At 66.6% G+C, this 16,289-nt stretch carries 16 protein-coding genes and 1 pseudogene; 8 read left to right on the forward strand and 9 right to left on the reverse strand.

From position 1 onward, the window contains the following. Positions 1 to 386 precede the first annotated feature (386 nt). From LGY53_RS11975 to LGY53_RS11990, 4 genes and pseudogenes are all read left to right on the forward strand, one after another. Positions 387 to 770, forward strand: a pseudogene (locus LGY53_RS11975) (Rrf2 family transcriptional regulator); the annotation flags it as partial. Positions 771 to 806: 36 nt separating this feature from the next. After that, positions 807 to 2,093: a globin domain-containing protein gene (locus tag LGY53_RS11980; RefSeq protein ID WP_255663829.1), complete on the forward strand. Its 1,287-nt coding sequence runs from the start codon at positions 807 to 809 to the stop codon at positions 2,091 to 2,093. A 34-nt stretch (positions 2,094 to 2,127) separates the two neighbouring features. Further along, the gene (gene hemQ, locus LGY53_RS11985; RefSeq protein ID WP_225726719.1) at positions 2,128 to 2,823 is read left to right on the forward strand and encodes a hydrogen peroxide-dependent heme synthase; all 696 of its coding nucleotides are present in this window, start codon (positions 2,128 to 2,130) and stop codon (positions 2,821 to 2,823) included. Between the two features lie 318 nt (positions 2,824 to 3,141). Then, on the forward strand, positions 3,142 to 3,666 hold the full coding sequence (locus LGY53_RS11990; protein WP_225726720.1) for a Uma2 family endonuclease: 525 nt from the start codon (positions 3,142 to 3,144) through the stop codon (positions 3,664 to 3,666). Positions 3,667 to 3,668: 2 nt separating this feature from the next. Here the strand turns inward: LGY53_RS11990 and msrB are convergent, their stop codons facing one another. From msrB to LGY53_RS12010, 4 genes are all read right to left on the reverse strand, one after another. Next, a complete protein-coding gene (gene msrB, locus LGY53_RS11995; RefSeq protein WP_225726721.1) occupies positions 3,669 to 4,097 on the reverse strand; it encodes a peptide-methionine (R)-S-oxide reductase MsrB in 429 nt (142 codons plus the stop codon). Then, a complete protein-coding gene (locus LGY53_RS12000) occupies positions 4,094 to 5,377 on the reverse strand; it encodes a glycosyltransferase family 87 protein (RefSeq protein ID WP_225726722.1) in 1,284 nt (427 codons plus the stop codon). The genes msrB and LGY53_RS12000 overlap by 4 nt, the downstream gene beginning before the upstream one ends. 73 nt (positions 5,378 to 5,450) lie before the next feature. Further along, positions 5,451 to 7,010: an alpha/beta hydrolase gene (locus LGY53_RS12005; protein WP_225726723.1), complete on the reverse strand. Its 1,560-nt coding sequence runs from the start codon at positions 7,008 to 7,010 to the stop codon at positions 5,451 to 5,453. A 100-nt stretch (positions 7,011 to 7,110) separates the two neighbouring features. After that, positions 7,111 to 7,872, reverse strand: coding sequence for a pyrimidine reductase family protein (locus LGY53_RS12010; protein ID WP_225726724.1), 762 nt, complete (start codon positions 7,870 to 7,872; stop codon positions 7,111 to 7,113). Between the two features lie 35 nt (positions 7,873 to 7,907). Here LGY53_RS12010 and zapE point away from each other — a divergent pair, with 35 nt between their 5' ends. Both zapE and LGY53_RS12020 read left to right on the forward strand, forming a co-directional pair. After that, positions 7,908 to 8,927, forward strand: a complete 1,020-nt coding sequence (zapE, locus tag LGY53_RS12015) for a cell division protein ZapE (protein WP_225726725.1) — start codon at positions 7,908 to 7,910, stop codon at positions 8,925 to 8,927. Between the two features lie 201 nt (positions 8,928 to 9,128). Continuing rightward, positions 9,129 to 9,932, forward strand: coding sequence for a tyrosine-protein phosphatase (locus tag LGY53_RS12020; RefSeq protein WP_225726726.1), 804 nt, complete (start codon positions 9,129 to 9,131; stop codon positions 9,930 to 9,932). 3 nt (positions 9,933 to 9,935) lie between these two features. Here LGY53_RS12020 and LGY53_RS12025 read toward each other — a convergent pair whose 3' ends face one another. The 3 genes from LGY53_RS12025 to LGY53_RS12035 form a co-directional block, all read right to left on the reverse strand. Then, positions 9,936 to 10,424 (reverse strand): GbsR/MarR family transcriptional regulator, encoded by a 489-nt coding sequence (locus tag LGY53_RS12025; RefSeq protein ID WP_225726727.1) that lies wholly within the window; start codon positions 10,422 to 10,424, stop codon positions 9,936 to 9,938. A 135-nt stretch (positions 10,425 to 10,559) separates the two neighbouring features. Continuing rightward, positions 10,560 to 11,336: an ABC transporter permease subunit gene (locus LGY53_RS12030; protein ID WP_225726728.1), complete on the reverse strand. Its 777-nt coding sequence runs from the start codon at positions 11,334 to 11,336 to the stop codon at positions 10,560 to 10,562. A gap of 32 nt (positions 11,337 to 11,368) precedes the next feature. Further along, positions 11,369 to 12,256 (reverse strand): ABC transporter ATP-binding protein, encoded by an 888-nt coding sequence (locus LGY53_RS12035; protein WP_225726729.1) that lies wholly within the window; start codon positions 12,254 to 12,256, stop codon positions 11,369 to 11,371. A 93-nt stretch (positions 12,257 to 12,349) separates the two neighbouring features. Between LGY53_RS12035 and LGY53_RS12040 the strand changes: the two genes are divergently transcribed. After that, entirely contained in the window at positions 12,350 to 13,099 is a 750-nt protein-coding gene (locus LGY53_RS12040) for an alpha/beta fold hydrolase (protein ID WP_225726730.1), read from the forward strand. A 34-nt stretch (positions 13,100 to 13,133) separates the two neighbouring features. Here the strand turns inward: LGY53_RS12040 and LGY53_RS12045 are convergent, their stop codons facing one another. Together LGY53_RS12045 and LGY53_RS12050 are read right to left on the reverse strand one after the other, a co-directional pair. After that, positions 13,134 to 13,673 (reverse strand): N-acetyltransferase, encoded by a 540-nt coding sequence (locus LGY53_RS12045; protein ID WP_225726797.1) that lies wholly within the window; start codon positions 13,671 to 13,673, stop codon positions 13,134 to 13,136. Between the two features lie 5 nt (positions 13,674 to 13,678). Then, complete coding sequence (locus LGY53_RS12050) at positions 13,679 to 14,893, reverse strand: MFS transporter (protein WP_225726731.1); 1,215 nt, start codon at positions 14,891 to 14,893, stop codon at positions 13,679 to 13,681. A gap of 169 nt (positions 14,894 to 15,062) precedes the next feature. On the opposite strand from LGY53_RS12050, the gene LGY53_RS12055 reads away from it, so the two are divergent. Then, positions 15,063 to 16,286, forward strand: a complete 1,224-nt coding sequence (locus LGY53_RS12055; protein ID WP_225726732.1) for a cytochrome P450 — start codon at positions 15,063 to 15,065, stop codon at positions 16,284 to 16,286. Positions 16,287 to 16,289: the final 3 nt, after the last annotated feature.

Consider the following 16,289-nt stretch of genomic DNA (forward strand, 5'->3'; position numbering starts at 1 on the left):
GGGTGAGTTCGCGCAGCCTGCGCATAGCAAATAGCTTGCCGCGCAAGCGGTCGCGCGTCATGGGAGGGTGATCGCTATGCGCGAAGCCGAACCTGCGGAACTGTTGCCTCTGATTTGCTAACAGGATTTCCGGGTGGGGTCGGTAGGGGCGGAGGTCCCTGGGTTTTGTTGCCTTCGGCCACCGGGGTGTTGTCGGTAAGTCCCTCCTTGGCTTGATCATCTTCGAATAGCCTTCTGGTGCAGCAGTTTTGAATAGATCAGCGGGTGCGGTGAGCCTTGGATCCATCGTGGAACACTGCCGGCGGAAAATCCGCAGCGGATGGCGTAATTAAGCACACGCCGGTTTGCTGCTGAGTTTTCGGAATGGCGTGGTTAGCGTGCTGGGTATGCAGCTTTCGCGATTCACCGATCTCGGGTTGCGCGCGATGATGCGACTGGCGGTGAGCGGGTCGGCGGAGCAGCGGGTGACCACGCGGTTGATCGTCAGACAGGTCGACGCCTCGGAACATCATGTGGCCAAAGCGGTTACCCGTTTGGTCGAGCTGGGGTTGGTCGAATCGCAGCGCGGGCGCACGGGTGGTCTGTTCATCACCGAGGCCGGGCGCTCGATCACCGTGGGCCGCTTGGTCCGCGACCTGGAAGGCGATCGAGAAGTGGTGGCGTGCACCGGAATTCCGCCGTGCCCGCTGGTGGGTGCCTGCCGGTTGCGGCGGGTGCTCGCCGACGCTCAGGACGCGTTCTATCGCGAACTGGACCGGCACACGCTCGCCGAACTCGTCTCGGGTCCCGCGATCGGACTGCTGCATATGCTCGCGGGCCCTTCCGGGAGCGACGACGACGAAAGAGGAGTACCTGTGCACACCGAGATCGTGACCACCGAGCCCGCGCTGGAACCGGAACACGCCGAAATCATCCGCGCCACACTGCCTTTGGTCGCCGCCAACATCGATCGGATCACCCAGGTCTTCTACCGGACCATGTTCGGCAACCATCCCGAGTTGATTCGCGACCTGTTCAACCGCGGCAATCAGGCGCAGGGCGCCCAATCCCGGGCGCTGGCCGCATCGATCGCGACCTTCGCCACGCACCTGGTGGATCCGGAGCAGGCTCGCCCGAACACCATGCTGAGCCGGATCGCCAACAAGCATGCCTCCCTCGGCGTCACCGCCGACCAGTATCAGGTGGTGCACGACAATCTCTTCGCCGCGATCGTCGAGGTGCTCGGCGCCGACGTGGTGGACGCATCCGTCGCCGCGGCATGGGACCGGGTGTACTGGCTGATGGCCGACGCGCTGATCGACGAGGAAAAGGGCCTGTATGTAGCGGCCGGTGTGGAACCGGGCGACGTGTACCGCCGGGCCACCGTCGTCGCGCGCGACGACGAACCGAGCGGTGTCGCCGTCTTCACCGTCGAATCCGCCGATCCCGCCACGCCGCTGCCGGATTTCGCTCCGGGACAGTATGTTTCGGTCGGTGTCCGGCTGCCCGACGGCGCCCGGCAGCTGCGGCAGTACAGCCTGGTCGACGCGCCGGGCGCCGGGCGGTTGTCCTTCGCGGTCAAGCGGATCGATGCCGCGGGCGACTGCCCGGCCGGTGAGGTGTCCACCTGGTTGCACGAGCGGGTCCGGCCGGGCGATGTCGTCGATGTCACGGTGCCGTTCGGCGATGCGGGTGTCGACCTGGCCGATGACGCGCCGCTGGTGCTGGTGTCCGGCGGTATCGGCGCGACGCCGATGATCGGCATCCTCGAACAGCTGGCCGCGCGGCACCCGGGGCGGCGCACGCTGGTGGTGCACGGCGACCGCTCGCCCGATACCCATCCGTTGCGAAATCGCCTACGGCAGTTGATGTCTCGACTCCCGGAGAGCGAACTCGAGCTCTGGTACCAGGACGCGGTACCCGGCGCCCATATGGGCCTGGTCGATCTGACCGAACTGGAGTTGCCCGCGGGCGCCGATATCCACGTGTGCGGCCCGGTCGGATTCCTGCACGAGATGCGCACTCAGCTGCACGCGCTCGGCGTCCCTGACACCCGCATCCACACCGAACAGTTCACGCCCACCGACTGGCGGCTGGACGCCTGCCCGCGCTGATTCGGTTCCGGGGCCGAGTGGCAGGATGGGGTGTATGGCCAGACTCGATTACCAGGCGCTCAATTCGACGATTCGCTACCTGATGTTCTCGGTGTTCGAGGTGCAGCCGGGGGTGCTCGGGGACGATCGGGAGGCGGCGATCAAGGAGGCGCGGGCCTTCTTCGACGGGCTCGCCGAACGCGGTGTCGTGGTGCGCGGACTCTACGACGTCGCGGGTATGCGCGCCGACGCCGACTTCATGATCTGGTGGCATGCCGAGCAGATCGAGGAACTGCAGGCGGCCTACGCCGACTTCCGGCGCACCACCGAATTGGGCCGGGCGAGCGCGCCGGTGTGGAGTCAGGCCGCGCTGCATCGGCCCGCCGAGTTCAACAAGAGCCACGTTCCGGCGTTCCTGGCCGGTGAGGAACCGGGCAAGTACATCTGCGTCTACCCGTTCGTCCGCTCCTACGAGTGGTATCTGCTGCCCGACGACGAGCGCCGCAAGATGCTCGCCGACCACGGCAAGGAGGCCCGCGGCTACCCGGACGTCCGCGCCAACACCGTCGCCGCGTTCGCGCTCGGCGACTACGAGTGGATCCTCGCCTTCGAGGCCCCCGAACTGCACCGCATCGTCGACTTGATGCGCGACCTGCGCGCCACCGAGGCCCGCCTGCACGTCCGCGAGGAGGTCCCCTTCTTCACCGGCCCCCGCGTCGAAATCGAAAAACTCGTCGCCGCCCTGCCGTGATCCGCTGGTCGGGTACGCCCAACGTCGGCATACTCGACAACCATGCACTGGACGTCGACGAGACTCGTTGCGGCGCTGGTTATCCGGCTCCGCAGGATGATCGGGCGACCAGGTCGGATGTCGCTCACATCATGGCGAGACGATGCAGTTCGGCCGGGCCTGATCCGCATCATGGGTGCAGCAGAAGCCGGAGCCAGCGGCCGAAATGACATCTCTGCTCGGGTGGATGAGATTCTGGCGGAAGAGTGGCTGTCGTAGAACAGCCACCTGGGGACCGTCCGATAGCCTAGGTGTCAATGGTCTCGTTAGGAGGTGCCGGTGACAACGTTGGAATTGCCACCCATGTTCGAGTGGACGCCGGATGCGTTGGAGCGGTTGCCGTCCGATTATCGGTATGAGGTGCGGGAGGGGAACCTTGTCGTGATGGCGTCCGCAATGCGTCCGTGGCACGCGCGTACCCAGTCGCGGGTGTGCCGCCTACTAGAGGACCAACAGCGAGAGGCATACGCCGAACAGGGCATCGTCTTGTGTGACGGCGAGATTCGTACCTGCGATGTCGGTGTGTTCCGCGCGCCTCCGATTGGGGAACGAGCGTACAGGTCCGCCGACGAATTCGAGATGCTGGTCGAGATCGTCTCCCGAAGTTCGAGGCGCGAAGACCGCGAAATCAAACCGAAACTGTACGCGGCTGCCGGTATCGCTGAGTATTGGCGGATCGAAGAGGATACGTCCGGCGAGCCGATCGTCTACCAGTACCACTTGGCGCGCCTCGACGACGGTACCGCTGTATATGTCGAGACGCGCGTTGTGGCTCTTACCACCCTCGAAACAGGAGTTTCCTGAGCCTATTTCGCCGGGTTCAACCGCAGGGCAATGGAATTGATGCAGTAGCGCTTGTCGGTGGGGGTTTGGTAGCCCTCGCCTTCGAAGACGTGGCCGAGGTGGCTGTGGCAGTTGGCGCACAGCACCTCGACGCGGTGCATGCCGAGGGTGTCGTCGGCGCGCAGGATGACCGCATCCGATTTCGCGGGGTCGAAGAAAGAGGGCCAGCCGCAGTGCGAGTCGAATTTCTCGGTGCTGCGGAACAATTCGGCGCCGCAGGCCCGGCAGGTGTAGACGCCCTCGGTTTTGGTGTCGGTGTATTCGCCGGTGAAGGGGCGTTCGGTGGCGGCCTCGCGCAGCACCGCGTACTCCTCCGGATTCAGCTTGACCCGCCACTCCTGGGGAGTCAGCTGAATTCGCGGCGCGGGTAGGGATGTGTCGGCGTCGGTCATGATTCCACGCTAACGGGTTTCGCGGCGGGCGCCGACCCGTTGCGCCGATCGTCATCGGCGGATTCCGGCAGCATCCACGCCGGGTCGATGCTGCCGGAGCCGAGCCGCCCTTCCCGGCGCGCGTTCAGGTACCGGTCGCCGAGCACACAGAACACCACGATGAGCAGCAGCCCCCACCCGAAGGTGACGCGCAGGTATTCGAGCGCGCGCCCGGTGCTGGGCCAGCGGTACGACAGCCACTGCTCGCCGAACATGAATCCGAAGACCGCCAGCCACGCGGGCCAGTTGCGCAGCACCGAATTGCGCAGCACCACCGTCATCAGGAATGGGAACAGCATCATCGAGTAGTACTGCTGGCCGAGCGAGAGCAGCAGCCACGATGCGATGAGGATGATGCCGGAGCTGGTGCAGACGAAGAACAGCTCGTCTTCCCGGTAGTAGCGGTAGAGCACCCAGAGCGAAATCAGCACGAGCACGGCCATCACGATGCGCATGCCCCAGGTGAGCCAGACCGGCAGCCCGTAGTATCCGGCATTGCCGACGATCGCGCTGTTGAAGTAGTCGCGCGACTCCAGAATGTATGGCCCCGTGCGCTTCACGAAGTCCATCGGATCCTTGATCAGCGGCCAGGCGATGGCGTTGAGCACCAGCGGCACGCCGATCGCGGTAATGAACACCTGCCACTGGCGGCGGACCAGCGGGATCACCAACAGGTAGGCGAGCGTCGGTTTCACCGCGATGGTCAAACCCATGACCACACCGGCCCACAGGTCCTTACGCCGCAGCAGCAGGTGGATGAAGATGACCTCGGCCAGCAGCACACATCCGTTGACATTGCCGAAAACCAGTGTGTTGACCACGGTTTCGGACATGAACATGGCCAGCAGCAGTGCGGGCGCGACCACCGAACGCAGCGTGAACTTGAACAGCCGCAGCAGCAGATACCAGGCGATGATGATCGCGACGGCGTTCAACAGGATGAAGCACCAGCGCGATTTCTCCGGGTCGAGAATGGCCAGCGGCGCGATCATCAGCGTCCCGCTCGGCGGGTAGAGGTAATGCGGGTCGACGGAGTCGAAGTTGTCCGTATACACCGGACGGTGGTTCAGGAACGCCAGCGAGGCATCGTACACGGGCCTGAAGTCGTCGGTAACGTAGCGGTTGACAGCCCTGATGATCACCCGATGCACCACGGTCATGATCGCGATGGGCCAGAGGATGAAATTCAGCGCCTCGGCGGTGGTACGAGCGGTGCGAGGCTCGAGCTGTCGAAGGAACACTGGGGCACGGTACACCGAATGCGATCCCGGCGCGTTGCCCGGACCACATTCGGCGTGCCGTCGACCCGGAAAGTCAGGCCGGGCAGGCGGTTCCGTCCTGCGGCAGCTTGGCGTCCTGCAGATAGGCCAGGATCGTGGTCTGCGCACAGCCGGAATGGCTGAACACCGGATGCCCGAAGCCCTGCCAGGTGATGGTCGCGGTCCGCGCGCCCGCACCGGCGAGCGCGCCGGTGACCGAGCTCTGCGCGCCATTGCCGACCACCGGGTCGGCCACCGAATCCAATACCAGCACAGGCAGATTCAACTTCTCCGGCAGCGGCGGCACCGTCGCGATCGGCCAGGCGACGCAGCCGATCATCCCGATCGCCGAGACCCGGCCGAATACCGGATACTTCTTGGCCCAGGTCTCGGCGAGGTCCTTGGCCTGGTTCGGCGTCGGCTGCTGCTGGGTGTCGGTGCAGCCGTTGACGAATTGGCCGTCGCTCGCGGTGGCCGCGTTCTCCCGTTGGATCAGCCCGGTGAGCGGGCCGCGGTCGCCGCGTCGGGCGGCGGACAGCGCGTCGGCGAGTTCGGCGGTGCGGTCGGGCTGGTCGGCCCGCGGTTCGCCGAGGTAGCCGGTGATGGTGTCGAGCAGCGCGCTGGCCGAGATATCGCCGAGCGCGCCGGTGCTCGCCTTGCCGACCAGATCGGTGATCGCGCCCTTCGGATCCGCGCCGAGCGAACAGCCGATTCCGGTGCAGCGCTGGATGAATGCGGCGAGCGCCGCCTCCGCGCCCTGCACCTGCTGTTCGACGCGGGTGACGGTATCGGTGTTGACGGCGACGGGTGAGTCGAGGACGAGCCGGGCGAGGTGGTCGCCGTAGCGGCGCGCGTAGCTGAGCGCGACCTTTGCACCGTTACCGGAGCCGAGCAGCATGATGTGGTCGACCTGCCACTGTTTGCGCAGCTGCTCCAGATCGTCGGCGGCGTGCGGTGCGTCGAAGGTGCCCTCGTACGGTTGCAGGAAGTCGCGGCAGGCGATGGTGGCGTTCTGGCTGAGCGTGGTCATCGCGACCGCGGGATCTTTTGTGTCCGTATTGAATTGGGCGTTGTCGGCGAGCCCCTTGCGCACCTCGGGCGGCATGCAGTCGATCGGCTGCGAGGTGCCGATACCGCGCCGGTCGACCGCGACGATGGGCCGGGCGGCCAGCAGCGCGTTGCCCTGGCCGACGGCGAGTCCGGCCAGCGTCGCGGTGGATGACCGGTCGACGCCCGAGGTCAGCACCAGCGGCGCGGCGTCGAGCGGGGTCTGCGGGACGCGGGCGCGCAGCGCGCCGGTGCGGAAGGTGCCGAGCACCTGACCCGCCGCATCGATGGGTGTGGAGAATTCGGCGCATTCCAGCACCAGCCCGGCGGGCGCCGCGCCGAGACCGAACGTATTCAGCGTCTGCGCGGTGCAATCGCGCCACGGGAGATCGGTCTTCGGCACTTCGGCCTGCGGTGGCGGCGCGGCGGCGGCGGTCGTGGTCGGTTTCGCTCCGCCCGCCGCCGGCCGCTCGACGGCAACACCGGGGCGGTCGGATGGTCCGGCACCGCATCCGGCGAGCAAAATCGAGAGTGTCGCGGCCGACACGACGGCCCGAGTCCAGCGCATGCGCTACAGCCTGCCAGGTTCGGCCCCTCGTTTCATCGACGGCCCGCCTAGGCCCGCCCGTCACCCGACCACCACCCCCCATCGGATCGCTGCGCGATGCTCAGTATCTACGCCACCTGGTCAGCACCGTGCCGTCGTCGGCGAGCAGGATATGCGCCCGGCGCATCGGCCGCCGGAACTCGTGCGCGGACAGCGCGATTCGCCGCGCCGACCCGCCGACCAGCAGCGGAGCCGTGGTGAGGCAGAGCTCGTCGACGGCGTCGGCGTCGAGCAATTCCCCGAACAGATGCGGCCCGCCCTCGCACAGCACCCGAAGCATCTCGCGCTCGGTGAGCACACCGAGCAGGGCCTTCGGGGTGATCGCGATATCGCCCGCCTCGACCACCTCCCCGCCCGCGTCGGCGAGTGCCCGCTTGCGCTCGGCCGGCGCGCCCGCGGTGGTGATGATCAGCGGCGGCACAACGGTATCGGTGAAGAGGCGGCTTTCGGGTTCGAGTCGGGCGCTCGCGGTCACCACCGCGATCCGCGGCGGCGTGCCGTGCCGGTCACCGCCGAAACCGCTCGCGTACAGCGCGCGCCTGCGGTCCGGATCGGTGCGCGCGCCGCCGTAGTTCTCGGCGCGCACCGTGCCCGCGCCCACCAGGATGACGTCGGCGAGATCGCGCAGCAGCAGGAAGACCGTCTTGTCGGCGGGTGTGCCGAGCCCCTCGGAGAGTTCGCCCGCGGTGGCGGCGCCGTCGACGCTCGATACGAAATTCGCCCGCACCCAAGGGGCTTGGAGCCCGACCGGGTAGGCGTACAACCGGGCGAGTTCCTCCCGATTCAGCGCTGTGAGCTGGATCGCATTGTGACTACGCTGCATGACACCCGATCTCACCACGTCATTACGCTTCATACATGCCAGAACGCCTCGTCGACCGCCACCCGGAGGTCCCGGCCGACCAGCTCGTCGCCCAGATGGTGCCGCCGCCCATGTTCGACGAGGTCGCCTTCGCAACCTACATCCCGGATCCGAAGGAGCCGTCGCAGGCCGCGGCGGTGCGCAAGGCGGAGAATTTCGCGGATCAGGTGGCCAAGATCCACCGTGCAGCGGGTAAGAAAAGCCTGTTCGGGAAGAAGAAGCCGATCAGCGGCGCGGGCCTGTATCTCGACGGCGGCTTCGGCGTCGGCAAAACCCATCTGCTCGCCTCGATCTTCCACAGCTCGCCCGCCCCGAAATCGTTCGGCACCTTCGGTGAGCTCACCAACCTCGTCGGCGCGCTGGGCTTCAACAACGCGGTGGAGCGGCTGTCGGCCAACAGCGTGCTGTGCATCGACGAATTCGAGCTCGACGATCCCGGCGACACCATGCTGGTCTCCCGGCTGCTCACCGAGCTGACGGCGCGCGGCGTCTCCGTCGCGGCCACCTCGAATACGCTGCCGGGTCAGTTGGGCGAGGGACGTTTCGCCGCACAGGATTTCATGCGCGAGATCAAGAAGCTCGGTGCGATCTTCGAAGCCGTCCGGGTCGACGGACCCGACTACCGGCATCGCGATCTGCCGCCGGCCCCGCCGCCGACCGCACCCGAACTGCTCGCCGAGCGGGCCGCCGCGACACCGGGTGCGACCCTCGACGATTTCGACGCCCTGCTGAAACACCTGAGCACCCTGCATCCCTCGAAGTACGGCGCGCTGATCTCCGGGGTGTCGGCGGTATTCGTCGCGGGCGTGCATCCGGTGGTGGATCAGGCCGTCGCGCTGCGGATCGTGGTGCTGGCCGACCGGCTCTACGACGCGAGCATTCCGGTGACCGTATCCGGTGCGAAGCTCGACGAGATCTTCTCCGCGGAAATGCTGGAGGGCGGGTATCGCAAGAAGTACCTGCGCGCCATCTCGCGCCTGCTCGCGCTGTCCCGGTTCGAGGTTTCGGCTGCTTGACGTGGCCCGACCGGGGATTGTGAATCCCCACAGTCACGTGAACGGCGGCCGGAGGTAAGCGGTAGCGTTAGCATCCGGTGGTGCGGGTCCGGCGTGACCGGTATCACACCGAACTTGCTTGCCGCACACGACAACTGATTTGCTCGAACCGGCCCGGACGTCTGTCGAAGCTCGGCGGACCGGACGAAGGGAGTGCCCACCGTGAATCGTGACCGCGCGTTACGCGCCTCGGTGGCCGCCGCCACCGGTTTGGCCCTGGTGTTCGGACCGGTGGTCACCACCGTCGCGTCCGCCGATCCGACGGCCACCGCGGGCACCGCGAACTTCGACCGGTCGCTGCTGCTGCAGGGCGTGCAGAACGCCCGCGATGTCGGCGGCTATCGAACCGTCGACGACCGGATCGTCCGCCTCGGCCTGGTCTACCGCACCGGACAGCTGAACAACGCGACCCCGGCCGATCTGGGCGAGCTCACCAGCCGCAGCGTCCGCTACGTCGACGACCTGCGCACCGTCTTCGAGCGGACGATGGCCCCCGACCTCATCCCCGGCGGCGCCACCGCCAACTGGGACGATGTGATCGGTCACGCCTCGCCGGAGGTCATGGCCACCACCCTCACCGGCGGTGTCGGGCTCTACAGCGCGTTCATCACCGCGCCGGGCGCGAACGAGGCGTTCGCCGCCGTGCTGCACGACATCATCAATACGAAAGAGGGTGCGGTGCTCTACCACTGCACCGCGGGCAAGGACCGCACCGGCTGGGCCACCGCCGTCCTGCTGACCATCCTCGGCGTCGACCGCGGCACGGTGACCCAGGACTACCTGCTGTCCAACCAGTACCGCAATGCCAGCCCGCAGGATCCGCTCAACGGCGTCCAATCCCAGTGGCTGGACGCGGCTTTCGATCAGGCCAACGCGACGTACGGCAGCTTCGACAACTATGTGCGCGACGGTCTGAAGCTCACCGACGCCGATATCGCGGCACTCAAGGCGAAGATGCTGGCCTGACTGTTACGAGCCGTGTTCGGCGTACCAGCGGTCGATGAGGGCGGGCATTTCCTTGCCGATCCAGGCCAGGAATTCGTGCATATCGCGAACCCGGCTGGCGTCCTTGCCATTCGGATCGCTGAACAGTGCGAGGCCGCGTGCGGTGACGCCGGTGATATCGGTGTACATGGCGCTCTGCTGACGCATCAGCTCCGGCAGGATGCCGGGCCGGATGCTGTAGTAGTCGCGGCGATCGCCGGGTTTGGAGACCTTGTCGACCCAGCGCATGGTGACGAGGGTCTTCAACGCATTGGAGATGGATCCCTTGGATGCCTGTAGCGCCTCGGCGATCTGACCGAAGGTCTGCTCCGGCGGATCCGCCACCAGCAGCCATCCGACGGTGCGGCCGACCATTCTGACCAGGCCCATGCGCTCGAGCACCAGCGCGAATTCCTCGACGAAGGCCAGCGCTTCGGGTGACCGGTCGGTTGCCGGATTGTCGCGCTCGGTCATTCCCGCGCCTCGCCGGGTTCGGTTCCGGCCGGTGCCGCGTCGTCGGTGGGCGCGCTGTCGTCGATCATCGGTCGAGTATCCCTTTCGGCCGTGCGGATATGAGAAAGCGGGGCAGACCGCGCGGCGCCACGGAACCTAGACGGCGATATCGCGGCGATCGAAGGCGGCGATCGCCACGCCGACGGCGAGTGCGGTCAGGCCGAACAGCACCAGCAGGTGCGCGCTCCACCCGTTGAGCAGCGGCGTGTTGCCGTTCGCGTAATAGACCGGCGAGAGCCTGCGCAGCCAGCGTGCGCCGTCGATCGTCCCGCCCAGATTGTTGGCGAGATAGCTGCCGAGGCCGACGACCGCGCCGATTCCCAGTGTGCTGGAACGGCTTCCGGTTATCGCACCGGCGAGCAGCGTGATCGTTCCGATGGTCAGGGCGAACAGTCCGAGTCCGATGCTCGCGGCGACGATATTCCCCGCCGCAACGCCCAACCCGCCGGAATTCGCGCCGATCAGCACGCCGAGGGTGAGCACGGCGGTGACGACGCCGACCTGGGCCGCCAGCGCGCCGAATCGCTGTGTCAGTAGCTTTACCCGGCTGATCGGTTGTGCCAGTAGCAGATCCAGCGATCCGTTCTCCTCCTGTGTCGCCGATCTCGCGGCGAAGGTCACCGCGAAGATCAGCATCATCACCAGGCCGAACATGGCGTAGATGGTCGAGCCGAGATAGCCTGCGCCGCTGGCGAAGTCGCTGAGTCCGAGGGCGTCGTAGAGCTTGTTCTGCTTGACGTTCAGCGAGCCCTGGTCCCGCAGCGTCCGATACGACGGCAGGTACAGCATGGGTACGAGGGCGAATGCGATCGACCAACCGATCAGCCCCCGTCGCTGCTCCCGCAACGTTTGCGTGAATATTGTCCGTGTCATGCGAAGGCTCCTGTATGTCAAAGGTTTTCGGTTCATCGGCCGTACAGGCTGAAGAAGATCTGTTCCAGGTCGGGTTCGGTGGAGAGCACGCTGGTCAGGTGGTATTTGGCGGCCGCCTTGAACAGCGCGTCCACCTCGCCTTCGGTGGTGCAGCGCAAGGTATCTCCGATCAGCCGCACATCGCGGACGTTTGGCAGGCGAGTGAAGTCGTCGACGAAAACGTCCTCGGCGAAGGCCAATTCGACGCTGCGCGGGGAGCGGCGGCGCAACTCGTCCACGTTCTCGGTGCCGAGCAGTTGTCCCGCGCGCATGATGACGGCGCGGTCGGCCACCTGCTGTACCTCGCTGAGGATGTGCGAGGACATGAAGACGGTCTGCCCGTTTCGCTTCGCCTCGGTCACCAGATCCAGAAATCGTTGTTGCAGTAGGGGATCCAGCCCGGACGTCGGTTCGTCGAGGATCAGTAGCTCGGGCCGGTGCATGAAGGCGGCGATGATGCCGACCTTCTGTTTGTTGCCCTTCGACATGGCTCCGACCTTCTTGGTGAGGTCCAGGTCGAGTAGGTCGGCGAGTTCGGTGACGCGTTGCTCCGACACCGCGTCCTCGCGCTGGGCGGCGAGGAATCCGAGCAGGTCACGGGCGGTGTTGCGGCCCTCCATGGCCAGTTCGCCCGGCAGGTAGCCGATGCGGCGGCGCAGCTTCGGTCCGCCCGCCCTCGGATCGACGCCGAGCACCTCGACCTGTCCGGCGGTGGGCCGGATGAGGTCGAGCAGGATGCGGATGGTGGTGGATTTGCCCGCACCGTTGGGGCCGAGGAATCCGAAGATTTCGCCCTGTGCGACTTCGAGATTCAGCTCGGTGATGGCGGGATGCCTGCCGTAACGCTTGGTCAGGCCGGTGGTGCGGATGGCGATGGTCATCGGATCTCCAACGTTCAGGTAAGGTCAATGTGTTCAGTAAATACTGAACACAGAGAACATGTCAATCATGGCGATGAACTACCATCTGCCCGCATGACGAAGTTCAGAACCTGGGACGGCCTGGAGCTCAACTACCGCGTCTGGGAGGGCTCGGGTACGCCGGTGATCCTGCAGCACGGCGTGGTCGCCGACACCAACGCCAACTGGATGAGCCCGGGCGTGGTCGCCGCGCTGCAGACCGCGGGGCACACCGTCATATCCCTGGACGCGCGCGGGCACGGCCGCTCCGACAAACCGCACGACGCGGCGAGCTACTCGTGGGCGGCCATGGCCAAGGATGTCAGCGCGCTGTACGACGAGCTGGGGCTGGACAGCGTTGTGCAGGTTGGGTATTCGATGGGCGCGATCATCTCGCTACTGGTCGCGGCCGCCGACGAGCGGGTGACCCGGCTGGCGATCGGCGGCGTCGGCTCCGGCGTCATCGACTGCGGCGGCGTCGACCGCCGCGTCATCGAGCTGACCGAACTGCAAGCCGCCATGCGCGGCGAACAGGCCCCGGATCTGGCGGTGATGTTCCGCATCCTCGCCGACGCGGTACACGCCGACAAGACCGCCATCGAGGCGGTCGCCACCGGCCTCGACGATCGCCCGATCCGCGATCTATCCGAAATCACCGTTCCCACACTGGTTCTGGCGGGCGACAAGGACCCCTTCGCCGCCGAACCCGAGCGCTTGGCCGCCGCCCTGCCGAACGCGAAACTCGAACTCGTCCCCGGCGATCACCTGCTGGCCGTCACCGCACCGGCCTTCGCCACCGCCCTGGTGGACTTCGTCGCGGCGTGATCACCGACGCGCCGCACGGCGATGAATTCCTGCGCTAGAACAGCTTTCGCATGATGAAGTCGTTCTGCGGCTGAGTGCCGACCATGAACGTCTTGGTGCCGACGACGACGAACCCGTGCCTGGCATAGAAGCGCTGGGCGCGGGTGTTCTCCTGATTCACCCCGAGCCACACCCCGGGAAATCCGTCCGCGGCGCAGCGCTCCAGCACCGCGCGCATCAGCGCCGTCGACACCCCGGTGCCGTGATGACCCGGCAGTACATAGATTTTGCTGAGCTCGATCGCCGGGTGCAGATCGACCGCCTTGGCGATCTCCGGATCCTCCGGATCGGCCGCGTGCAACATGACATAGCCGACGATGTCGTCACCGGACACCGCCTTCAAGACCGTGCGCGCCGGATCGCTCAGGTATTCGCCGAACCGCTCGCCCGAGAGCGCCTCGGCGATGTAGATCTCGATATCGTCGGCGGTGGCATCGGGCGGGCACGCGAGCGGGAACGTCGCGGCTGCGACGTCACTGAGGGCCTCGGCATCCCACAGGCCGGCCCGGTCGACGGTGACCGGCGTATCGCTCAACTGATTCACCCATCCAGTACAGCATGGTCTGTATCCGTGGCGAGCGGCCTGCCCGCTTCGGAACGCGAATGGAATACCCGCGCGATGAGAATCAGCGACGCCGCGAAAACCAACGGGATCACGAAGCCGACCCGATGTCCGAAGCCCGCCGCGATCGCGCCGACCACACCTCCGCCGAACAGCGTACCCGCGTAATTGAACAGGTTGAGGCGCGCGATGAGCGCGTCGAGTTCCCGTCCGCCGGTGAGCCGCCCCGCCTCACTGAAGCACAGCGGCGCGATCACCGGCATCCCGAGACCGGCGACGAGGAATCCGGCGATCGCCACCACCGGACCCGGTGCGGCGACCACCACCGCGAGACCGAGCACGCCGATGGACGCGGCGACGCGCACCACCCGGCGCGGCCCGTAGCGGCGCACCCACCAGTCGCCGGTGAGCCGGGCCAGCAGCGAGGTGCCCTGGTAGGCGGCCAATCCCAGCGCCGCGCCCGCGGAGCTGGCGAGCAGATCGTCCTTCAGGTAGAGCCCGGCCCAGTTGCCCACCGCCAGATCGATCGCGAACACCAGCGCCATCGCGACGCCGAATGCCGCGTAGCCGCGGAAGGCGAGCGAGCCCACCGCCGAATCCCGTTCCGCCGGAGCGGCTTCCGCCGTATCGGCGCCGAGCAGCCGCGATCCGGCGAGCAGACCGAACAGCAGGACCGCACCCGCCGCGCCCACCAGTGATTCGCGCGGTGTGACGCCGAACTTCTCGGAGGCGGACACATACAGCGCACCGAGGATCGATCCGCTGCTCCACGCCGCGTAGAACGAGGAAAGAATGAATGTGCCGTACCCGTGCTGGATGAACACCGCCTGCATATTGGTGCTCGCGTCGACGATGCCCACCGCGATGCCGTAGCAGCCGAGGCAGCACATCAGCACGATCACGTTGGGCGAGAACGCGATCGCGCATCCGGTGACGGTGATGAGCAGCAGTCCGATGCGCAATGTCATGCGGCTCGTCAGTCGGGTGGCCAACTGTTCGGCCAGCACGCTGCCCACCCCGGCCAGCACCGAGACCAGCACCACCGCGCCGACGATCAGACCGTCGGACATGTCGTAGCGGTCCTTCATCTGTGGCAGCTGCGTCAGGATCACCGCGAAGAAGAAGCCCTGCAGGCCGAAGGCGACCGAATTCGCGCTGCGCGCGCCGCGCAGGACCGGTGACACCGTACTCATGCCCGGAGACTAACGGCAGCAACCACGGCGTGATACCCCGAATCGCTGGAAATCGCCCGATAAGTCGTCGCTATCGCGCGAGGCGCTCCTACCGAGAGTGGTGGCCGGGCTCGGTGGCGCGTGCCACTATCGAAGTGGCGCAACATAACTCGCAGAGGGGCTTTCCGGCATGAAACGTTTGACGCAGGACTTCTTCCATACACCGCACGCCATTTACGACGAGCTACGCGCCGAGGGGCCGGTACACCACGTCATCCTGCCGACGGGTCTGCCCGCCTGGTTGGTCGTCGAATACGACGCCGTACGGGAGGTATTGCGCAATCCGACGGTCCGCAAGGATCCGTATTCGCCCGAGGGGATCGCCGCGCGGGAGGCGGCGTCCGGGCTCACCGTCTCCGACGCCGTCGTCCGCAAGCTGAACAACCACATGCTCAATGCCGATCCGCCGACGCATACCCGGCTGCGCAAGCTGGTCACCCCGGCCTTCGCACCGGCCAGGATGGAGGAGCTGGCCCCGCGGATCCGCGCCATCACCGACGAACTGCTGGACCGGATCGCGGATACCACCGGGACCGTGGATCTGTTGGGGGAGTTCGCTTTTCCACTGCCCGTCACGGTGATCTGTGAACTGCTCGGGCTGCCCGTCGAGGACCGTGACGACTTCCGCGAATGGTCGGCCGCCGTCATCGATTCGCCCGCGCTGCACAAGGACGACGTGGAGCGCATCACCGTGACCATGATCGAATATTTCGAGCGGTTGATCGCCCGCCGCCGCGCCGAAGGCCTCGGCGACGATCTGGTCTCCCAGTTGATCGCCGCCACCGACGACGGCGACCGGCTCAACGACGAGGAATTGATCTCGACGATCTTCCTCATCCTGGTGGCCGGGCACGAGACCACGGTCAACCTGATCGGCAATACCGTGCTCACCCTGCTGTCCGATCCGGCGCGCTACCGCGCCGTGCACGACAATCCGGACGCGGTGCCGCAGCTGATCGAGGAGATGCTGCGCTACAACGGCCCGGTGAACATCGCGACCTGGCGCTACACCACCGAGCCGATCACCTTGGGCGGCACCGAGATTTCGGCGGGCGAACTGGTGCTCGCGGCGCTCGGCTCGGCCAACCACGATGAGCACCGCTACGCCGATGCCGCCGAATTCGATCCGGCCCGCGGCGCGGCGAACCACGTCGCCTTCGGCTACGGTATCCACTTCTGTCTCGGCGCCGGGCTGGCCCGGATGGAGGGACGCATCGCGATAACCCAACTGGTGCAACGTTTCCCGGATATGCGGCTGGCCGCCGACGCGGATCCGCGCTGGCGCGAGAGCACGCTGATCCGCGGCCTGCACGACCTGCGGGTGGAATTGGCGGGAGCGCCCGCGCTGCGCTGAGCG

The organism is Nocardia sp. JCM 34519.1, assembly GCF_020361265.1.
GTDB lineage: Bacteria > Actinomycetota > Actinomycetes > Mycobacteriales > Mycobacteriaceae > Nocardia > Nocardia arthritidis_A.